Raw genomic sequence first — 21140 nt, forward strand, 5'->3', positions numbered from 1 at the left:
GCCAAAGCCAACAATCGCCAAGAAAGAAGCCCCGGCCCGGATCAAGTCCGGGCCGACGAGGGGAGTGTGGCGAGGAACACCCCTACCGCCCCCGCAATTCCTCCCGCACATGCACCCTCACCGAGACCGCCCTGCCCAGCAGCACCTCCTCGTTACGCATCTGGCGCAGCAGCCACGCAGGATCGGGCGCAGCGCGCTTCCCGATGCGGCCTGCATCGACATGCGCCTGCCACGCATCGAACGCCTCGCGCTCGGTCAGCGTGGGGTTGGCCGCGAGATCGGGATGTTGTGGCGTGGGTTTGGACATGGGATGCCTCTCGGGTTCGTGGGTGCGGGGCCGGGGAGGCTAGTGGGGGAGAGGGGTGTAGGACAGCGAGATACATATAGTCCGTCGACTCAAGAGTATCGCAATGTATTGGCTATGGGGTGAGCAAAAATGACACCCTTAAGGGAATCGGCCTAAAACTCCGGGCTGCAAGAGAGGCGGCCGGCCTCTCGCAGGAGGGGTTAGCCGAAAAAGCAGGCCTAGATCGGACGTATATCGGGGGCGTCGAAAGAGGGGAAAGGAATATCTCAATCCTCAGCCTTAAAAAAATAGCAAACGCGTTGGACCTCTCACTGAAAGCCGTTTTCGACGATGATTAGCCCTCAGGATTATCACCTTGCGATCGGCCAATCGTTACGCGAAGCGCGACAATTAGCCAATATTTCTGTGAGCGATCTCGAGATAGAGTTTGATTTGGCGCCTGGCTGGGTAAACGAGTTCGAGGTCGGACACGCAATTCCGAAGGAATTGCTGTTGCCAATGCTCAATTATCTAAATGTTAACTTCGATAGTTTTTTTTCGAATATTGATGGCGCGTTCGACAAATCGATATCTCGAATCTTCTACGCAGAAGAGAACGGCGCCGATTTGATCCTCCGCTTCCCATATGGGTCTCATGACGCCACCTATAGATTGCCAAACGCATCTATGGATGAATTCAACGAATTGATGGGGTTATTTCGCGCTCAACTCATATTGGCGAAGCGTGAGGCGGTCGTTCAAACGTTTCTTAAGGCCGTCAATCTGTGGCCACACGCTAATCCATCTGATGTTTGGTGGTTCTTGGTAAGTCGCGCATACCTTGATATTTTGAACCACCCTGCTGGCAACGCACGTTTGAACCTCGAACAGAGTTGGAAGCGCACTGGTGGCTGGGCACTAGAAGAGATCGTTGTACGTTTTTACAGCGGTTTCCTTGCTCAGCACGATGTCAAAATCCAAATTTCAGATGACAGCGAGCGAAGAAAAATTGTCGAGCAAATCAATATTACAGACCGATTAGAAGCCGACAAAATCGACGTGACACTGCACGGTCGACACGGAGACGAATGGATATTTTTTGGGGTAGTCCACGTGAAAGCGAGCTTCGCTGAAAGGCGAACGGACGACATCCATATGAGTTCGTTGCTCAAATCAGCGGGCTACACCTCTCCGCTCTGGACGATGGACTGCAAAAGTTCTCCATCGGACAATCCGATTAATCGTGGTGAGCTCGGTGATCCGAACAGCGAAGGCCGCAGCGCAAAGCGGCGCGATATCGAGGACGAGGGCTATTTCACGCGATGCTTTTCGTACAATCGAAACACCATCCCTTCTCCAGATAATCTTCCAGCCGATCGTCGGATTTACACGGAGGACTTCGTATCACCTGACGACAATTTTTCGCGCTTCATTGTCCAGCGTTGGCGCGCATTCATGAGCTAGCCCACGTTCAATTGCGGCCTGTTCAATCCGCATCGATGCAGCGCGATGTTGATCTGCATCAATCTCAAAACCGATGAATTGGCAGTTGGCGTTGATCGCGGCAATCCCCGTCGTTCCGGAACCTGTAAAGGGGTCACAGACCAATGTCTCAGCGGTCGTTTCCCCAAAGGCCTCTATGCAACGCTTTGGAAGTTCCAAGGGAAAGCGTGAAAAATGTTTTTCCCCTCGCATACGCTCGCTCGGGAATTCCCAAACCGATGAGACGGGGGGCTGTACTCTGAATCTGTGACGCTCGGATTTTGATAGCAGAAAGATTGGCTCATGCGCCCTGTGCGGCCGCCGACATCTTCCCTCGGGCATTGGATTAAGCTTTTTCCAGATCACCTCTCCACGGAAATAATACCCGCGAGAGCATAATTCTTGTACTAAACGATGTGGCAGAGAGAGCAAATTCCCATATTTTAGCCATCCGGAAGACTGATCAATAAACGCTTTCCGTTTCGCCCTTGGCTTGGTGTAAGCTGTGTTGTCATCCGAAAGTCCGTCTCGTTCATGACCGAGGGAACTATACTTCTTATCCTCGAATCTCCAATTAATCGGTGTGTTATAGGCGTCACCAACATTTAGCCAGACGATAGCGTCGTACTTTAATTTTGGGAGAAGAATTTCGAATATTTCCCCGATACCGCTAATGTAATCTCGCGGGTCTTCTTCGACGCCATGCCCGAGCGACATTCGCTGCCCCCAATATGGGGGACTGGTTACAATGATATCGATACTCTCATCCGAGAGATTAGCGGCGAGTTTGGCGCAGTCGCCTTGTCGAACCTCAAAAAGCACTTACAGCCCCTTTGATACTTATACGTATCACTAGCCCGTCTTGAGAGCTATTGCAAGCGCGAACGGGCCGATACCCCCGCCTTCCAATTTGTGACGACGAGAGGTGAAAGATCATTCGGCAGCCTCTTGCCTAGATTGCGCGACCTTAGCCAGCATCGGCTTCAGATAGCTGCCCGTATAACTCCCGCTCACCCCGGCCACGTCCTCTGGTGTACCTTGCGCCACAATCTCTCCACCCCGGACGCCGCCATCCGGCCCGAGGTCGAGCACCCAGTCCGCGGTCTTGATCACATCGAGGTTGTGCTCGATCACCACCACCGAATTCCCCTGATCGACCAGCCGGTGCAGCACTTCGAGCAGCTTGCGCACATCCTCGAAGTGCAGGCCGGTGGTCGGCTCGTCGAGGATATAGAGCGTCTGCCCGGTGCTGCGCTTGCTCAGTTCCTTGGCCAGTTTCACCCGCTGCGCCTCGCCGCCCGATAGCGTGGTCGCCTGCTGGCCGACCTTGATATAGCCCAGCCCCACCTCGTTCAGCATCGCCATCTTGTCGCGGATCGGGGGGACGGCCTTGAAGAAGCTTTCCGCATCCTCGATCGTCATGTCGAGCACGTCGGCGATGGAGTGGCCCTTGAACTTCACCTCCAAGGTTTCGCGGTTGTAGCGCTTGCCGCCGCATTCCTCGCAGGTGACGTAGACGTCGGGCAGGAAGTGCATCTCAATCTTGATCAGGCCGTCGCCCTGGCACACCTCGCACCGGCCGCCCTTGACGTTGAAGCTGAAGCGGCCGGGTTTGTAGCCGCGCGCTTGGGCTTCAGGGAGGCCCGCGAACCAGTCGCGGATCTGCGTGAAGGCGCCGGTATAGGTCGCGGGGTTGGAGCGCGGGGTGCGGCCGATGGGCGACTGGTCGATCTCGATCACCTTGTCGCAATATTCGAGGCCGGTGACCTTGTCGTGCGCGCCCGCGATCACCCGCGCGCCGTTGAGTTCGCGCGCGGCGGCTGCATACAGCGTGTCGATGGTGAAGCTCGACTTGCCGCTGCCGGAGACGCCGGTGATGCAGGTGAAGGTGCCGAGCGGGAGCGATGCGGTGACGTTGTTCAGGTTGTTCGCCCGCGCGCCGTGGACGGTCAGATGGTGCCCGTTGCCCTTGCGGCGCTTGGCCGGGACTTCGATTTCGCGCGTGCCGTTCAGGTAGGCTGCGGTGAGCGATTTCTTGCTCTTGAGCACCTGCTTGAGCGTGCCCTCCGCCACCACTTCGCCCCCGTGGACGCCCGCACCGGGGCCCAGATCGACCACGTAGTCCGCCGCGCGGATCGCGTCCTCGTCATGCTCGACCACGATCACCGTGTTGCCGAGGTCGCGCAGGCGTTTGAGCGTTTCGAGCAGCCGGTCGTTGTCGCGCTGGTGCAGGCCGATGCTGGGTTCGTCGAGGACATAGAGCACGCCCGAGAGCCCGCTGCCTATTTGGCTGGCGAGGCGGATGCGCTGGCTCTCGCCCCCGCTCAGCGTGCCCGATTTGCGGTCGAGGTTGAGGTAGTCGAGCCCGACATTGTCGAGGAAGCCCAGGCGCTCGTTGATTTCCTTGAGGATCGCCTTGGCAATCTGATTTTGCTGGTCGGTCAGCTGGCCGGGCAGGTTCTCGAACCACACCTTCGCATCGCCCACGCTCATGCGGCTGGGTTCGGCGATGTCGGTGGCGTTCTCCGGGCGCCCGACGCGAACCGCCAGCGCCTTCTCGTTCAGCCGCTTGCCGCCGCAGGTCTCGCACGGCTGCGCGGTCTGGAACCTCGCCAGCTCGTCTCGCATCCACGCGCTCTCGGTCTGCAGCAGGCGTCGGTTGAGGTTGCCGACCACGCCTTCGAACGGCTTGTGGACGGTGTATTGCTTGCGCCCGTCCTTGAAGGTCAGCGGCACGCGCTTGCCCTTGGTGCCGTATAGGATAACGTCCTGGTTCTCCGCGCCCAGGTCTTTCCACGGGGTGGCCAGGTCGAACCCGTATTCCTTCGCCAGACTGCCGAGCACCTGCATGTAGTAAGGCGACGGAGGGGTGCTCTTGGCCCACGGCGCAACCGCCCCCTGCTTGAGGCTGAGCGCTTCGTTGGGCACGACCAGCTGTGGATCGAACAGCTGCTTCTCGCCGATCCCGTCGCACGTCGCACACGCACCCTGCGGCGCGTTGAACGAGAACAGCCGCGGCTCGATCTCCTCGATGGTGAAGCCGCTGACCGGGCAGGCGAACTTTTCGGAGAAAACGATGCGATTGGCAGGCACGCCCGCGCCCTTGAGGTTGCCCGCGCTGTCCGCGTCCTCCTCCCGCCCCGGCACCACGCCATCCGCCAGATCGACATAGGCCAGCCCCTCGGCCAGCCGCAGCGCGGTTTCGAAGCTGTCCGCCAGACGCGTCTCCAGCCCTTCTTTCACCGCAAGGCGATCTACGACCACTTCGATGTCGTGCTTGAACTTCTTGTCGAGCGCGGGCGCGTCTTCGATGGGATAGATCTCGCCGTCGATCCGCACGCGGGTGAAGCCCGCCTTCTGCCACTCGGCCAGTTCCTTGCGGTATTCGCCCTTGCGCCCGCGCACCACCGGAGCGAGCAGGTAGGCGCGCGTGCCTTCGGGCAGCGCCATCACGCGGTCGACCATGTTGGAGACGGTCTGCGCCTCGATTGGCAGGCCGGTCGCAGGCGAATAGGGCACGCCCACCCGCGCCCACAGCAGGCGCATGTAGTCGTATATCTCGGTCACCGTCGCCACGGTGGAACGCGGATTGCGCGACGTGGTCTTCTGCTCGATGCTGATCGCAGGCGACAGCCCCTCGATATGCTCGACATCGGGCTTCTGCATCATCTCGAGGAACTGGCGCGCATAGGCGCTCAGGCTCTCGACATAACGCCGCTGCCCCTCGGCATAGATCGTATCGAAGGCGAGCGAACTCTTCCCCGAACCCGAGAGCCCGGTGATGACGATCAGCGAATCCCTCGGCAGGTCGATATCGACGCCCTTGAGGTTATGCTCGCGCGCACCGCGTACGGAGATGTGAGTGAGTGCCATGGGGCGAGTTTGTTCCTGCGTTGTTCTTATTAGTCAAGGTCAGGGTTGCAGGTGGGCAATGTGCATCCCTTTGCCAATGCCCGCGACACGCAAATCGAGGCGCCCCACCTCAAGCCACGCCGGGACGGTACTTTAATAACTCATTGATCGAACGAAGGTTTGCTGTCAGACCCCTTCTGTCAACAGGGAACGTCAAGCGTGAGAATTCTGACTCTTTCGATAGCCGCAATCGCACTTGGGTCTTGCGGCGGTGGCGGCGGTTCGGGCGGCGGCGGCAATTCGGGCGGTGGCGGATCCACCCCGCCCCCTGCCCCCACGCCGACCTCTACCCCTGCGAGCTTTGCCATTCAGGTAGAGGAGGGCCAGCAGTCCACCTTCCAGATCCAGACGGTCTACGACGGCGCTGCGGGTGCGCAAATCTATCCAGAGTTTGTAGTGAACGGATCGGCATTCGCTATCGTCGGCGCCCCACAGATAAGTGGCAACACTATTTCGGCGACTTTCCGAACGCGGCCATTCATGCCTGGAGGCACAACTCAAAACACTGTCGATTTCAAGATTTGCGGGACGAGCGATTGCAGTACCGTGATTGCCAATTCGGCAAAATCGTACAACGTGCAAGTCGCCGTGAAGCTGGATGATTGGGCGAATTTCCAGCGCAACAATCATAACGACGGTTATGTTGCCGTGCGTTACAATACCGATGATTTTGCACACGCGTGGACCTGGAGCGACAGTTACGCCAGAGGCCGCATTTTTCCGGCCGCGGCAAATGATGGAAGGGTCTTCATCGTTGCTGGCCCTGATGGCGGTATTCCTTTCGCGGGTCCTACCAGAGTCATCGCACTTGCAAGCGATACAGGTACGCCCGAGTGGGCATATAACCTCGGAAATCAGAGATACGCGAGCGGACCAAGCCTGTCGGACGGCCTGCTCCATGTTACGTCGATGGAGGGTTCCAGCGCCGCCAATCCGCAATGGGCGCTGGATGCGCAAACCGGCACTCTCGTCAACAAGATGTCATTTGCATCGCAGTGGAGCCAGTTTAGCCAGCCCGCAGCCGTTGACGGGATGGTGTATGTGGCAGGTGGTTATTACGGCGGCTGGCTCTATGCATTCGACGCGGTTGCCGGAAATCTAAAGTGGTTCAAGCAACCGTTGAACGCGAATATCGGCAGCGGCCAGAGCATCGCGATCGATGATAACTACCTTTATTACTATGCTGGCATTTCGATCATGCGCTTCGATCGGTCTAGCGGGGCAGCTGCCGGGTCCATCCCGGACATGGAAAGCATGCGCACCATGATGGATTACGAAAGTGGCCCGCTTCTGGATGGCCGGGGCAACGTCTATTTCTTTAGCCAAGACACACGTTTTGGAGGTCGCAACCAGATTGTCGGGGCCTCCCTCGACAACATGGCCGTTACCTGGCGGACCGCTTCGTCCGAATACACAACGTCCTTCGCCTACAGGGACGGGATCATTTACGCGGGCGATCAGGAAAACCGGCGCCTCGTTGCGCTCGATGCGCGCGATGGGAGTATTTTGTGGGCGACCGATCTGCCGACTGCCTACCCGGAAGTCGGAACAAACGATGCGATTTACGGCAATGTCATTGCGACTGAAAACCACATTTTCGTATCATCGACCAGAAAGACGTGGGCGATCGATCTGGTCGGCAGCGATCACGAAATCGTCTGGGAGGCCGATACCGGGGGTTGCCTCATCATTACTCCGGACAATCACCTGATCACGGTCGGCTTCCGGGATTTCAGCAAGCTGACGGCCTATAGACTCGCTCCATGAAGAGCAGCCTAGGCAGAACACGATCCTGCCGTGTGCGGGGCGATGGTCCAGCGTGGCGAGGGGGTCGAACAGCAGTTATCATGGACACGCAGGTCGCACCGCCATCAACATAGTGTGCCAATTGGCACCTCTTTCGCGTTAACCTTTTTGCGAATCGGCTGATTCCGGCTAGGAAGTTCGCTCGAGGATGTGGCTGGGGGGTCGCGGACGTGAGCGAGGATATGGGGGCGAGCGACAGCGCGCTCGAACCTGCCGACATCGAAGCGCGCATCGCGGCTGCCGTGCACGAGGGGAAGGTCGCACGTTTCCCGCGCGGTGCCGACGGCACCCCGATCCACGCAGTCGATGCGCAGTTCTTGGCAGACCTGTGGCTCGACCGTAGCGAATCCGCGCTGCATCCACGCGGCATTGCGATCGATGGCTTGCGCGTCACGGGTTCGCTCGACCTCAACGGCGCGCGCCAGACGGGCCGCGGATCGCCCCACCTGCTCAGCCTGCGCGCTACACACTGCCGGTTCGACGGGGCGGTCAATCTGGGCGATATCAGCTGCGAGACGCTGGAATTTGCCGATTGCTACTTCGCCGCATCGGTCGTGAATTCGAGCAAGGTGGCCCTGGTGATGGACGATGCCGAGATCGCCGGGTCGTTCACCGCACGCCGGTGCAGGTTCGAGGCGCGGATATCGGCGGTCGGCTGCCGCACGACCGGCGCCTTCTCGCTACGCAGCTGCCATGCCCGCGAGACCGTTCAGCTGACTGCGCTGCACGTCGACAACAATCTCAACCTCACCGAATGCAAGATGGGGCTCAACGCGACCGAGCAGAATCCGCGTGTCATGCTGCGCAATGCCCGGATCGGCGGGCGCTTCAACGTGCGCGACAACGAGTTCGCGGGCAATTTCAGCGCGGGCGCGCTCAAGTGCTTCGAGGTGCGGCTGCTGCGCAACCGGTTCGATGGCAAGGGGCCGTGCGCGCTCGATCTGGCGCACCTGCGTGCCTCGGGCGTGGTCGATGTGGGCGATTGCTCGGCGCGCGGACTGGCCCAGTTCGACAATGCCGAGATCGATGGCGATATCAGCCTGCAGGCGTGCCGCTTCATGGGTGGCTGGCACATGGCCAACTCGGTGATCCGCGGCGATATCGAACTGCGAAACAGCTTTGTCTCGCGCGCCCCGGAAGATGGCTTCGCCATTGCCCTGCACGAGACCAAGGCCGCGAACGTCAAGCTGGAGCAGACGAAAGTGCGCGGCGATACGCAGCTCCGATCGCTCGATGCGCGTTCGAAGGTGCAACTGATCGATTCCGTGTTCGGGTCGCTTTCCGAAGGCGAAGCGGACAGCGATGGCACGGTCCCGCGGCTGCGCAGCCAGAGCCTGTGCGCGGGCGTCAATTTCGAGCTGATCCGCTGCATCGTGCGCGCCGATTGCGATTTCTCGAACCTGTCGCTCGGGATCGACCTGCTGGTGCGCGATTGCCGGTTCGAACGCACCGGCACCGGGCGGGCGGTCCGCCTGTCGGGATCGCGCGTGGGCGGCGCGGTGGAGCTGGCGCGGTCGCGCTTTGCATCGGGCATCCGGATGACCGGTACGCAATGCGACGAGATCCGCATCGAAGGCTGCCTGATCCTGCCCGCCACGCGGGATCGGCGCACCAATGTCGCGGTATGGGCCAGCGACAGCGAGATCGCCCGTCGGGTCCGCTTTGGCTTCGGCGATCGCGGGAAAGGCCGGGTGCGCAACAAGATCGTCGGCAAGGTGGATTTCTCGTCCTGCAAGGTCGGCGAAAAGTTCATCTTCCGGTCGACCGACCTGCGCCCATCGCAGCTCGATCTCGATCATCAGTCTTACGTGGTGCTCGACCTGGGGCGCAGCATCTTCGATGGCGACGTGCAGCTGGCGCCGACGCGCCCCGGCGCCACGGCGGAGAGCGAGCTGGATCGCATTCCGGCGAATGTGGTGGGCTGCATCGCGCTGGATAATGCGCGCATCGCGGGGCGGCTCCAGCTGGATTACATCAATATCACGGCCCTGCCGGTTGACCGCCCCTTTCCCGGCGGCGAACGCCCCCGGCGCAGGCTGTCCGACGACAAGCAGGTGCTGCGCAAGGAGCGTGTCGCGCTGTCGCTGCGGGATGCCAAGATCGAGGGTGAGGTGAACATCATTCGCGCGCCCGAGGACCTGCCGCAGAACCAGCGCTGGGCCATTGACGGGATTGTCGACCTCAGCGATGCGCAGGTAGGCCGAATCGCGGATGGCGGGGGCGATAACTGGGTGAGTGCAGGGCTGAAACACGGCGACCTGCGGCTGGACGGGCTGGTATACGAACGGCTCGACAGCAACGCCGCGCTCCCCTCTGCCACCGATCTGGCCGAACAGCGGATCAAGTGGCTGGAGCTGCAATATTTCAACAGCAAGCCCAAGGCGAAGCGATTCCTGCCGCAACCTTACGAGCAGCTGGCGGCCTATTTCGCCACGCAAGGCAATGAATACGCCCGGCGGCGGGTGCAGATCGAACGGCGCAACCTGCAACGCCGCTTCAGCGACATGGGCTGGTTCAACAAGTGGGTCCAGGGACTGCTCTACCTCGTCAGCGGCTATGGCTACCGCCCGCGCTTTGCGCTGCTGGTGGCAGTCGGCTACCTGCTGCTAGGCGCGGCACTCACCTGGCTGCTGGATGTCAACGGCGCCTTCATGCTGGCCGACAAGGACACGGTGGCCGTGCCGCTGAACCCGCTGCTCTACGCGCTCGATTCCGCCGTTCCGATCATCGATCTGGAGCATGAGAGCCTGTGGACCATCGACGAAAGCAAAGTCGGCGGATTCTGGCGCGACGTGCTGCAGGTGTTCGATGCCCTGTACGAAATACTGGGCATGCTGCTGGTCTCGATCATCGTCCTTACGCTGACCGGGACCCTGCGCGACGGCGACTGATCGCCCCTCCGACACGTTAACGGGACGCGGCGAGCCGTGGACCTTTTTGCCCGTCACCACCGTTGATCGATCGACAGGCTGCCGCTCCGGCGCGCAGCTGGCGACGCAACAGGAGGACCGGATATGATCGCCCCGGTGGCGATTGCAGACGTACAGGATGTTGATGCCCCGTGGGGCATCGGATGACCGGCGTCGCATCCTCTCACGGTACGGGGCGGCCCAGTGTTGCGTCCCCTACGGCCCGTCGCCGCGGCTCACGCCGCCAGCGCTTCATGAAACGCGCACCCATCGCGCTGGCCGCGGTATCGGTCGCCGCGGGTACGCTGGGCGCGCACCAGTCGCAGACGACCCGCGACGTGGCCGGATGGTCCTACGAAACCAACCTGAAAACCAACCCGAACTACACCCGCATGCATGCCTCGCTGTTATCGGTGAGCGAGCGCATGCGCCGCGCGCTCGCGCAGGAAGAAGGCATGCGGCTGACCGTCTATCGCGATGTCGCGGGCTATCCCACGGTCGGGATCGGGCATCTCGTGCGGCCGCAGGACGGGCTGAGAGTGGGCGACCGGATCACCCGCGCGCAGGCGATGGCATTCCTGAAAGCCGATCTGAAACATGCGGAAAAGGCGGTCGCCAATGTCGTGGGCGACCTGAAGCTGTACCAGCACGAATTCGATGCGCTGGTCGATCTGGCCTACAATGTCGGCGAAGGCACCCTATCTCCGGCGAAGAGCCCGGCACTTAACCGGGCCATCCGCACCGCCGATTACGAAGCTATCGCGGCGGAGCTGGACTACCGATATGCAGGGGGCGAAATTGCCGGCGGACTGGTCCATCGATCGAAACGACGCGCACAGATTTTCCTCGAGGCGAATTATGCGGATGTCCGCCCCGGCTAGGTTCGCACTGGCAGCCTCTATCGCCGTACTTGCCGCGTGCACTCCCTCGCAGGACGAGACCCCTGGCGCTCCCGAGCCTGACAGCGATGTGCTGGCGCAGAAGCCGGACAACTGCCTGTTGGTCGTCTGGCAGGAGCAGGACCGGCGCGACGAGCAATTCGACCTGGCGCACGACAGTGCCGATGGCGGCGCGATTTCCTGCGCCACCGGCACCAGCGCGAGCCAGTTTGCCGATGCGTTCTCGGCAATCCGTACAGCCGCGCGCAGTGAAGACCGTGCTGCCATCCTGCAGGAAGTCGGCCTCCCCCTGCTGTACATCGACGCAGAAGGCCAACGGCGCGAACTGACCGACCCCGGCGCGGTCGATGCGACCTTCGCGGAAGTCTTCGACGACGATGTGCTGGCACTGCTGCGCGATGTCGATCTGGATGCGCTGACTGTTGTGCCCGACGAAGGCGCGTTCGTGGAACTGGGATCGGTGTGGCTGGTGGTCGATCAGGATGGAGGCCGCCCTCGCATCGTGACCGTCAACAAGCAGGCGCTGGGCGAAGCGGCAGCCGCCGTCAGGGCCGAGGCGGAAGCCGGCGGCGGAACCGAAGCGCCTGCCAAACCGTCCGAATAGAACATGAACATCCTTCCAGCCACTGTTCAAGTGGCCGCTGCTAGGCCATGAGCCAACGCAATCACGAACTATGATACCAATGGAGAGCCTTCGATGCGCATTCTTCTCGCTTCCGCCGCAACCATCGCCCTTGCCGGCGGATTGAACGGAGCAGCCATGGCCCAGGACAGCACCGCCACCACCAGCGTCACCACTCAGGAGCGCCTGCAGGGTGCCAATTACTTCGAGCTGGAAAGCAGCCTGCCCTTCAAGGCGCCCGATTTCAGCAAGATTTCGGAAGACGATTACCTGCCCGCGTTCGAGAAGGCGATGATCATCCAGAAGGGCGAGATCCAGCGGATCATCGACAACCCGGAACCGCCGACGTTCGAAAACACGATCGTCGCACTGGAAAAATCGGGCCGGATGCTCAGCCGGGTGGGCGCGGTCTTTTTCCAGCTGACCGGCACCAACACGACCGACCGGCTGGACGAAATCAATACAGAGATCAGTCCCAAGCTTTCGGCGCACTCCGACAGCATCGTGCTCAACCCCGCACTCTTCGCGCGTGTGAAGGCGGTGTACGATAATCGCGCGGCGATGAGCATGACCCGCGAAGACGCCAAGCTGCTCGAAGAGACCTACAAGAGCATGGTCCACGCAGGCGCATTGCTGACCGATGCCGAGCGTACCCGCGTGAAGGAAATCAACACCGAGCTTTCGACAGTCACCACCGAGTTCGCGCAGGCTGCGCGCAACGCGATGGCGGACCAGCCCGTGTTCTTCGACAGTCGTGAAGAGCTGGCGGGCCTGTCCGAAAGCGACATTACCTCCGCCGCCGAACTTGCCGCCGAAGAGGGCCAGCCGGGCAAGTTCGCAATCGCACTGCAGAACACCACGCAGCAGCCGCTGCTGCCGAGTATGGAAAACCGTGCCGCGCGCGAGAAACTCTTCAAGGCCAGCTACCACCGTGCCGATGGCACAACGGATATCGATACGCGCGATCTCGTCGCGAAGATTTCCGCCTTGCGCGCCGAAAAGGCCGCGCTGTTCGGTGAACCGGACTGGGCGAGCTACACCATGTACGACCGGATGGTCGAAAGCCCGCAGGCCGCGCTCGATTTCATGGGCCAGATGGTCCCCGCACTCGCCGAGACGCAGCGGCGCGAAGCGGGACTTCTCAACGAGAAGATCGCTGCCGAAGGCGGCGATTTCGAAGTGAAGCCGTGGGACTGGTACCGCTACGCCAACCAGATCAAGGCCGAGCAGTACGAAGTCGATGAAGACGAGGTGATGCAGTATTTCCAGCTCGACAAGGTGCTGGAAGACGGCGTCTTCTATATGGCGGAAAAGCTTTATGGCCTGACGTTCGAGCGGCGGACCGACCTGCCCGTCTATCACCCGGACGTGTGGGTGTATGACGTGTTCGAAGAGGACGGATCGCAGCTTGGCCTGTTCTACTTCGACCCGTTCCAGCGGCCCTCCAAGCGCGGTGGCGCATGGATGAGCAATTTCGTGTCGCAATCCTTCCTGAGGGACGAACAGCCGGTCATCTACAACGTGCTCAACATCCCGAAGGCCCCGGCGGGCGAACCGCAGCTGGTCAGCTTCGATTGGGTGAACACGACGTTCCACGAGTTCGGCCATGCGCTGCACGGCTTCTTCGCCAACCAGCAGTACCCCAGCCTGTCGGGCACGGCGACCGCACGCGATTTCGTGGAATACCCCAGCCAGGTCCACGAAATGTGGATGACCTACCCCGAGGTGCTGCAGAACTACGCCAAGCACCACGAGACGGGCGAGACCATTCCGACCGCGCTGGTCGAGAAGATCAAGGCATCGTCCAAGTTCAACCAGGGCTATGATTTCGGCGAGGTGCTGGAAGCAGCGCTGCTCGACATGAAGTGGCACGCGCTCTCGGCAGACGAAGCCGCCGCGATCGACACCGAAGCGGAAGTTTCGCAGTACGAAGCGACTTCGCTGACGGAGCTCGGGCTTGAGATCGAGCTGGTTCCGCCGCGCTATCGCACGACCTACTTCAACCACATCTTCTCCGGCCCGGCGGGATATTCGGCAGGCTATTACAGCTATCTGTGGACCCAGATGCTGGACCATGACAGCCGCAACTGGTTCCTCGACAATGGCGGCCTGACCCGTGCCAACGGCGAGCATTATCGCCAGACCGTACTCAGCCAGGGCGGCACGCGCGACTACGGCGAAATGTACCGCGACTTCGCGGGCCGCGATCCGAACGTGCAATACATGCTGATCGCGCTCGGCCTGGCGGAAGGCCCGGTGGAAGGCGGCCCGCGGATTGCCGAGGGCGCTTCGGACGGGCAATTGCCGGACGAGCCGACCTCCAGCACGGTCGACTGATCCTGTCGAGGGGGCGGGTCAGTCGGTCTTGTAGACCGCGGCCCGCTCCTTCAGTTCCGTAAGCGTGGCGACCAGAGCATCCCCCTGCAAAGGCTGGGGCGAAGGTTCATCTGCGCCCATTTCGCACGGCGCCTTGTTCTCCATCACCGCGACGCACATTTGCGCAGTGCCCCGGCCCGTCTCGGCAAGCTTGCGTGCAATGTCGCGCGACCAGTCCTTGCTCGAGATGGTGATCTCGCCATTCTCCAGCGCCCTCGCTTCAACATCGTCCCAGAAGCCCAGCCCCCAGAGATCCCGCAGTTCCGCGCCGCTGGATTTGCGTCCCATCGTCAGGCTTTCGAGCACACGGTTCGCCATGTGCCATGCCTGCACATAGGCGTAGGCGCGCGCCTCTTTATACGCTTGCGCCCTCGTCACGTTCGGAAACTTGGCGACCACGAGATCGAGATCCGCCAGTTGGCCCAGTTTGTCGCCAGCCGCCCCGCGCGACACCGCCCGGTAGTTCAGCACCCGCGCGCGTTGCTCGTCGGTAAGGGTCTGGTCCGCGAGGATCTTCTCGTAGGCGGCGAGGTGCCATTCTTCGTTGCTCCACTTGGGCATCGCCCGAAGCTGGCTGTTGAGGTCTGCATCGTCCCTCGCAAGCGCGGGCGAAACGGCGGCAGTGGCAACAGCGGCGGCTAGAAGCAGTCGAAGCATGGGATATGTCCTGATGGGATGGGTCGTGAAACCCTATAAAGCGTGCCCTCCCCCGTCGGACAAATGACAATTCCCGTTATGCCCCGTCGATGGAGTGCGACAAGACCCAGGCTCCGGGTTCGCCTAGCCAGCGCGCCTGGATGCCGAACGCGGCGTGCAGGTTGGCAGTGGACAGCGCCTCTGGCGGCGCGCCTTCCGCATGCAGCCTGCCCTCTTTCAGCAGGATCACCCGGTCTGCGAGATTGTGCGCGAGCGCAAGATCGTGAACCACCACCACGACTGCCCGCCCATGATCGGCCTGCGCCCGCAGATGTCGTGCCAGCGATGCCTGGTGCGCTAGGTCGAGCGCGGCGAAGGGCTCGTCTGCCAGGATCGCGCGAGGCTCGCCCGCCAGCACCCGCGCCAGCAGCGCACGCGCACGCTCCCCGCCGGACAGCGTCGAGACGGGGCGGTCCGCAAACTCATCCAGCGCCATTGCTGCCATTGCCGCCTTGACCGGTTCGGCGCGCAGATCGCCATGCGGCAGGCGACCGAGTGAGACGAGGTTGCGAACCGACAGGTCCCAAGCGATTTGCGGTTCCTGCGGCAGGTAGCCGATGGCGCGGGCGCGGGCCCGCGCGGGCATCTCGTTCAGACAGACGCCATCCAGCAAAGCGTCGCCGCTGGTAGGCACTAGCACCCCGGCAAGCAGTCGGATCAGCGTCGATTTGCCTGCACCATTGGGGCCACAGATGGCGGTCACTTGACCCTCTGCAATTTGCGCGGAGACGCCTTGCAGCCGCTCGCCCAGCGAAAGGTCGATCGCTTCCATCATGTTAGGCCCAGCCCTCCCCCGCGCCGCAGGCGCAGCAGCAACCACAGGAAGAATGGCGCCCCGATCAGCGAAAGCGCAATGCCCAGCCGCAGCTCGCTGACCAGCGGCAGGGCGCGCAGCACGCTGTCCGCGACCAGCACCAGCAGCCCGCCCGCCAGCGCGCTCGGCACGATCAGCGATGACGGGCGCCGGTCGGTGAGCGGGCGCACGATATGCGGCACCATCAGGCCGACGAAACCGATGATCCCCGCGACCGCAACCCCGCTGCCGATGGTCAGACCGACGCCGATCACGAGCAGGGTAAGCACGCGATCCATGTTCACGCCCATGGAATGGGCAGCATCCTCGCCCAATGTCAGCGCATCGAGCGCGGGTGCGGCAAGGGCCAGCACCGCGATCCCCGCCAGCGTCAGCGGAGCAGCCAGCGCCACGTCGGCCCAGCTCCGGTCGGTCAGCGCGCCCATCAGCCAGGTCACGATCTCGCTGAGTGCCCACGGGTTGGGCGCAAGGCTGATGACGAGGCTGGTCAGAGCCCCCGCGAGGCTTGCGATCATGAGGCCGGCAAGAGTGAACAATGCGATCCCGCCGCCCCGCCCCGCTAACAGGGCGAGCAGCGCCATCGCCCCGCCCGCACCGACCAAGGTGAAGATCGGCAGCAGCCACCCGCTGGCGGCAAACCCGAAGGAGAAGCTCAGCACAGCACCCAGCGCGGCGCCGGGAGCGATCCCGAACAGGCCCGGATCGGCCAGCGGATTGCGCAGGTAGCCTTGCATCGCGGCACCGGCTGCGCCCAGTCCGGCGCCCACGGTGACCGCCAACAGTGCGCGCGGCAGGCGCAGCTCCGCAATGATGAGCAGTGCATCCGGCCGGTCGAGATCGAAAATCCACGCACGACCCGCGACCAGCGACAGGGGTATCGCGAGAAGCAGGAGAGCGATCAGGGCGATGACGGACCGGTTCATGCTGTACCGCCCCGGATCTCGGCCAGCCGCTCGGCCGCGCGGATCAGGCTCGGTCCGCCACAGAAATAGAGCTGCGGCGCAAACTCCGCACGGCTCGTGGGCAATTTGCGCAAGGCGGGGTGATGCAGGGTGCGCGACTGTTCGTCGCCGCGCCGGCCTGCATGCAGCAGCAGTTCTGGCGGATCGATCAGCACGGCTTCCAGCGGCAGGCGATCGCCCTGCCCCAACCCCTGCGTTGCGCTGGCAGGTTGCAGGCCAACGCGGCGCATCAGGTCCACCACCAGCGCGCCTTCGCCCGCTACGATGCCTCCCGGCTGCCACAGGATCGTCTGCGGTTGCGGAGTGTCAGGGGTTTGCGCTGCATCGGCTAGCGCTGCCTCGATCCGGGCGACCAGTGCCTCGCCCGCTTCCGTTTCGCCCACCGCCGTGGCCAGCTCGCGCACCAGCGCCAGGTTGCCGTCCACATCGCTCGCCATCCCGAAGGTGACCACCGGGATGTCCAGCCGGTCGAGCGCGGATCGGGTCGCGGGGGGCAGGAAGCTGGACGCGACCACAATGTCGGCCCGCGCAGCGATAATCTCCTCCACGCTGCCACCGGTCGCGGGCCAGCGGCGCGCCAGCTCCAGCGGCATCGAACTGGCAGAAGGATCGTGACTGTACTGGGAAACCGCGACCAATTTGTCGGGCGCGACCTCGGCCAGGATCGCATCGGTGCACGGGTTCAAGCTGACGATGCGCATGTGCGCTTCGCCATCACCGTGCGGTGCCGACGGGGCAGAACACCCCGCCAACACGCACGCCATCGTGAGCGCGAGGGCGCGCATGGTCAGAGCCCTACCCGGACCCCGGCGAACACGCCGCGCGGCGCCTGGTTGTAACCCGCTGCGGTCTGGTAGGTCTCGTCGAACAGGTTCTCGACCCGGCCGAACACCTCGACCGGGCGCTCGCCCTCGATCATGCCCAGCGGTACCGACACGCGCAGGTCGACCACGGTATAGCCATCGAGCCGGGTGAAATTGCCCGCATCGTCGAAGGCTTCGCCTACGATCCGCACATCACCGCCGATAACCGCTCCGCCCGCAGGATCGCCCGCCGTCGCCCAATCCAGCGAGAGCGTGCCTGCATGGCGCGGACGACGGGCCAGCTCGTAGCCGAAATTCGGGTCGCCCACGCTGCGATTGGTCGCATCGACGAAGGCGTAGGCAGCACGAATACTCAGCCCGTCGACCGGCGACGCGCCCGCCTCCACCTCGACGCCGCGCGCACGCGCCTGCGCCACGTTGTCATAGGTCCCGAATGGCCGGTTCGTGCAGATGCCGGTCAGCACGGGGCACCCGATATATCCGATCAGGTTTTCGCTATCGCGCTGGAACAGCGTGACCGAGGCATAGATGGGCGACAGCCGCGTACCGTAGGCGAGCCCGACGTCGTAACTGGTGCTGTCTTCGGGCTGCAGCGTGGAATTGCCGTAATCGGAAAAGAGCTGGAATAGCGAGGGCGCCTTGAACCCCTCACCCACGCTGGCACGCAGACGCAGGTTTTCGGCCACCTCGTAGGTCAGGTCGCCGCCGAAGCTGGTCGCCCCGCCGAAGTCGGAGTGGTCGTCCTGCCGCACGCCGAGATGGCCCGACAGCTTGCCGAACTCGATCCCCGCCTGCACGTATCCCCCGAAGATGCTGGCGTCGGCGGCGGTGGTCGTTCCGAAGGACGTGCTCTCGTAGTCCGACCACAGGTTGTCAGCACCGAAATTGACGATCAGCGGCCCGATCGGGCGCCACTCGCCGCGCACTTCAATGCGGTCCGACCGGCCTTGGCTCTCGAAGGTGGGTGCAAGCCCGCGATCGGGCAGGTTATCGCGCTGCGTATCGGAGAAGCTGTAGCCCCCGCGCAAGTACAGCGGGCCATTGTCATACAGCGCGCCAATACTGCCTGAAACCTGCTCGGTCTCCTGAATTTCGGGCGTGTCCGCCAAAGTATAAGCAGGGAACGGGAAGCCATCCACTTCCAGCTCGCTGTCGGCATAGCGCAGGCTGCCGATCAGCTCGAACTGGCGCGAGAGATAGGCGCGCGCACGCAGGTTGCCCGCGAACTGGCGGAACCCGTCGGGTTCGGTCCCGCTCGCAGCGGCAGAAAAGCCCTCGGTCGTCAGGTAGCTCGCCGATCCACCGATGAAGCCGATATCGCCGCCGATCCCGCCTTCGATGCTGGTGGACGCAGTGCCGCGCGATCCGGACTCGACAGATCCGGCCAGCCCGCTGCGTTCGAAAGTGGAAGCGACCAGCACGCCGCCGAGCGCGTCTGCCCCCCACACCACGCTGTTGGACCCGCGCAGCAGTTCGACCTTCGCGATATTATTCGCGGACAATGTGCCGAAATCGAAAGCGGTGGCGGGTGCGGCAGTATCTGCCACGCGCACACCGTCGATCAGGACCAGCAACTGGTCGTTCGCAGCACCGCGCACGGATACGCCGGTGGTCGAACCGATCCCGCCATTGCGGTTGATGGTGACCCCGGGCACGCGCTGGAGTACGCGCGAGAGGTCCGGCCCCTGGATATCGGCGATTTCCTCCGCACCGATGACCGTGACCGGCTGGCCGGTATCTTCCACCTCGCTCGGGTTGCCGGTGACGGTGATCGTGATCGATTCTGCGGGAACGCGATAGTCCGCGATCAGGATGCTGTCAGATTCGCCCGCCTCCTGCGCAATAGCAGGCGCGGCCAACCCCAGCAGAGAGCCACCAAGAAACAGGAATGTACGCATAAAAACTCCATCACAAGCATTGCTGTCGCTCATGACGGAAGGCTTCGCACCACGCGAAAAGCCCTTCCTCCGCTGCCCTCGGTACACCCCGCCCGTGGCCGAACGACGCATCACAGGCAGGTCTCCTGACTCCCGGATCGTCACGGTGTCGCCCACCTTCCCACCCCTCGGCTAGCGAGAGGCAGTGGCGTATCGGGCGGACCGTTCCCCGGTCACAGTTGCGGGGGCAGCGAGAGTTTTGCACTCTCTTCCCTCTTAGGTGACACCGACGCGGGGTTAACCCGGATCGAGGCCACACCTGCGATACTGCGCACGCCTCTAGGGGCTTCATCGCCGGCACGCAACACCGTGCCGTGCGGCAGCAAAGGCGGGTTAACCATAGGCGTTCACGCTTAAGTGCATGCTGTCTCTTTAGAATACGCTGCAATCAGCCGACCGCGCGCGCCAACCCCTTAACGCCTAGGCTATTCGCACCCGCACTTTCTGCCTGCACGCAAGGACCCGCTTGACCACCTTCCGCCACCCGTCCCCCTCAGGCAAACGCCCCGCGAGCCCCTTCAAGGCCGGTCGCGCGCTGCTGGTGCTCGGGGCAGCGGTGACCATCCCCGCAATGGCGGCACAGGCCGAATGGCGCCTGCCAGAGGTCGCGCCGCAAGCCAGCGAGATCGTCGCCGGCAATCTGGTCGAGCCGCTCGCGTTCGAAAAAGCGGGTGCGACATTCCCGGGTTCGGCGCTCTATTTCCTCGCCGATCCGCCCGCCGCGGCAACCACCGTCAATGTCAGTATCGAAGGGGGTACCGGCGTGAACCCCATCGCCGCCTGGAACGGCGACCCGGATGCGGCCATCGCCATCGAAACGGCAGGCCCTGCGGCGCGCGGCTTCGTGAGCCGCGGGACCGGGCTGGACAAGGCGCGCGCGCTCGATTGCCTCGCCAAGGCGGTCTATTACGAAGCGGCGAGCGAGAGTGTCGGTGGCCAGCAGGCGGTCGCGCAGGTCGTGCTCAACCGCGTGGCGCATCCGGCCTATCCCAAGACCGTGTGCGGCGTCGTGTACCAGGGATCGCAACGCAGGACCGGGTGCCAGTTCAGCTTTACCTGCGATGGGTCGATGGCGCGCAAGCCTTCCGCGACGTATTGGGCGCGCGCGCTTTCGGTGGCCCGACGCGCGCTTGCGGGAGAGGTTTACGCACCGGTCGGGCTGGCGACGCATTACCACACGACCTGGGTGAACCCCTATTGGGCGCCCAGCCTCGCGCATATCGGCACGATCGGTGCGCACCGCTTCTACCGCTGGCCCGGCGCCGCCAGTCGCCCTGCCGCGTTCAGCGATGTCTATAATGGCGGGGAGCCTCTGCCCGCGCCTGCACCTGCCGCACGCTCGGCACAGCCCGCGCCCGATCCGGTCGCCATCGCGCGCCAGTATGAAAGCGCGCCCGCGACTTCCCAGAACGTGCAACCCGGCTACGAAGCGCAGGCGCGGCCCGGCGCGGGGGCTCCGGCCCGGGCGCAGCCATTTCGGCAAGAGGCTCCCGCCCCGGTGGAGGGCCCCGGCAGCGTGCGGCCCGAGTACGCCAATAGCGGGCAATGGATCGCGCGCCCGAATTGATCGTATCGGGACGATCGGCCAAGCCTTTCTCGCGGCTTGGTTAATTCG

The 21140-nt window shown here is 63.0% G+C and carries 16 protein-coding genes and 1 riboswitch; of the genes, 8 read left to right on the forward strand and 8 right to left on the reverse strand.

Annotation, left to right across the window (positions count from 1 at the left end; translation table 11 throughout):
• Positions 1-82: 82 nt before the first annotated feature.
• Positions 83-307, reverse strand: coding sequence for a hypothetical protein (locus tag ACEQXE_RS14220; protein WP_370030038.1), 225 nt, complete (start codon positions 305-307; stop codon positions 83-85).
• 119 nt (positions 308-426) lie between these two features.
• On the opposite strand from ACEQXE_RS14220, the gene ACEQXE_RS14225 reads away from it, so the two are divergent.
• Complete coding sequence (locus ACEQXE_RS14225; RefSeq protein ID WP_370030036.1) at positions 427-645, forward strand: helix-turn-helix domain-containing protein; 219 nt, start codon at positions 427-429, stop codon at positions 643-645.
• The gene (locus tag ACEQXE_RS14230) at positions 638-1750 is read left to right on the forward strand and encodes a hypothetical protein (protein WP_370030034.1); all 1113 of its coding nucleotides are present in this window, start codon (positions 638-640) and stop codon (positions 1748-1750) included. Before ACEQXE_RS14225 ends, ACEQXE_RS14230 begins: the two co-directional genes overlap by 8 nt.
• Here the strand turns inward: ACEQXE_RS14230 and ACEQXE_RS14235 are convergent.
• Both ACEQXE_RS14235 and uvrA read right to left on the reverse strand, forming a co-directional pair.
• Positions 1691-2590 (reverse strand): site-specific DNA-methyltransferase, encoded by a 900-nt coding sequence (locus ACEQXE_RS14235; protein WP_370030032.1) that lies wholly within the window; start codon positions 2588-2590, stop codon positions 1691-1693. The genes ACEQXE_RS14230 and ACEQXE_RS14235 overlap by 60 nt on opposite strands.
• Positions 2591-2701: 111 nt before the next feature.
• Complete coding sequence (gene uvrA, locus ACEQXE_RS14240) at positions 2702-5641, reverse strand: excinuclease ABC subunit UvrA (protein ID WP_370180328.1); 2940 nt, start codon at positions 5639-5641, stop codon at positions 2702-2704.
• 198 nt (positions 5642-5839) lie between these two features.
• Here uvrA and ACEQXE_RS14245 point away from each other — a divergent pair, with 198 nt between their 5' ends.
• The 5 genes from ACEQXE_RS14245 (at position 5840) to ACEQXE_RS14265 (ending at position 14253) form a co-directional block, all read left to right on the forward strand.
• Positions 5840-7447 (forward strand): PQQ-binding-like beta-propeller repeat protein, encoded by a 1608-nt coding sequence (locus ACEQXE_RS14245; protein WP_370180330.1) that lies wholly within the window; start codon positions 5840-5842, stop codon positions 7445-7447.
• Between the two features lie 209 nt (positions 7448-7656).
• Positions 7657-10377 carry a hypothetical protein gene (locus ACEQXE_RS14250; RefSeq protein ID WP_370180331.1) on the forward strand — a complete coding sequence of 907 codons (2721 nt, stop codon included), beginning with the start codon at positions 7657-7659 and terminating at the stop codon, positions 10375-10377.
• A gap of 272 nt (positions 10378-10649) precedes the next feature.
• The gene (locus ACEQXE_RS14255; RefSeq protein WP_370180332.1) at positions 10650-11276 is read left to right on the forward strand and encodes a lysozyme; all 627 of its coding nucleotides are present in this window, start codon (positions 10650-10652) and stop codon (positions 11274-11276) included.
• On the forward strand, positions 11254-11898 hold the full coding sequence (locus ACEQXE_RS14260) for a hypothetical protein (RefSeq protein WP_370180334.1): 645 nt from the start codon (positions 11254-11256) through the stop codon (positions 11896-11898). Before ACEQXE_RS14255 ends, ACEQXE_RS14260 begins: the two co-directional genes overlap by 23 nt.
• A gap of 93 nt (positions 11899-11991) precedes the next feature.
• Positions 11992-14253, forward strand: coding sequence for a M3 family metallopeptidase (locus ACEQXE_RS14265; protein ID WP_370180335.1), 2262 nt, complete (start codon positions 11992-11994; stop codon positions 14251-14253).
• 18 nt (positions 14254-14271) lie between these two features.
• On the opposite strand, the gene ACEQXE_RS14270 is transcribed toward ACEQXE_RS14265, so the two are convergent.
• The 5 genes from ACEQXE_RS14270 to ACEQXE_RS14290 form a co-directional block, all read right to left on the reverse strand.
• Positions 14272-14949: a hypothetical protein gene (locus tag ACEQXE_RS14270; RefSeq protein WP_370180337.1), complete on the reverse strand. Its 678-nt coding sequence runs from the start codon at positions 14947-14949 to the stop codon at positions 14272-14274.
• A 76-nt stretch (positions 14950-15025) separates the two neighbouring features.
• Positions 15026-15763: an ABC transporter ATP-binding protein gene (locus ACEQXE_RS14275; RefSeq protein ID WP_370180339.1), complete on the reverse strand. Its 738-nt coding sequence runs from the start codon at positions 15761-15763 to the stop codon at positions 15026-15028.
• Positions 15760-16725 carry a FecCD family ABC transporter permease gene (locus ACEQXE_RS14280; RefSeq protein ID WP_370180340.1) on the reverse strand — a complete coding sequence of 322 codons (966 nt, stop codon included), beginning with the start codon at positions 16723-16725 and terminating at the stop codon, positions 15760-15762. Before ACEQXE_RS14280 ends, ACEQXE_RS14275 begins: the two co-directional genes overlap by 4 nt.
• Positions 16722-17465: an ABC transporter substrate-binding protein gene (locus ACEQXE_RS14285; protein WP_370180342.1), complete on the reverse strand. Its 744-nt coding sequence runs from the start codon at positions 17463-17465 to the stop codon at positions 16722-16724. The genes ACEQXE_RS14280 and ACEQXE_RS14285 overlap by 4 nt, the downstream gene beginning before the upstream one ends.
• 86 nt (positions 17466-17551) lie before the next feature.
• Positions 17552-19486, reverse strand: a complete 1935-nt coding sequence (locus tag ACEQXE_RS14290) for a TonB-dependent receptor plug domain-containing protein (RefSeq protein WP_370180343.1) — start codon at positions 19484-19486, stop codon at positions 17552-17554.
• Between the two features lie 97 nt (positions 19487-19583).
• Positions 19584-19799, reverse strand: a riboswitch (cobalamin riboswitch).
• 192 nt (positions 19800-19991) lie between these two features.
• Between ACEQXE_RS14290 and ACEQXE_RS14295 the strand changes: the two genes are divergently transcribed.
• Positions 19992-21092: a cell wall hydrolase gene (locus tag ACEQXE_RS14295; RefSeq protein WP_370180344.1), complete on the forward strand. Its 1101-nt coding sequence runs from the start codon at positions 19992-19994 to the stop codon at positions 21090-21092.
• The last annotated feature ends 48 nt before the right edge of the window (positions 21093-21140 follow it).

This window comes from Alteriqipengyuania sp., assembly GCF_964222115.1.
GTDB lineage: Bacteria > Pseudomonadota > Alphaproteobacteria > Sphingomonadales > Sphingomonadaceae > Alteriqipengyuania.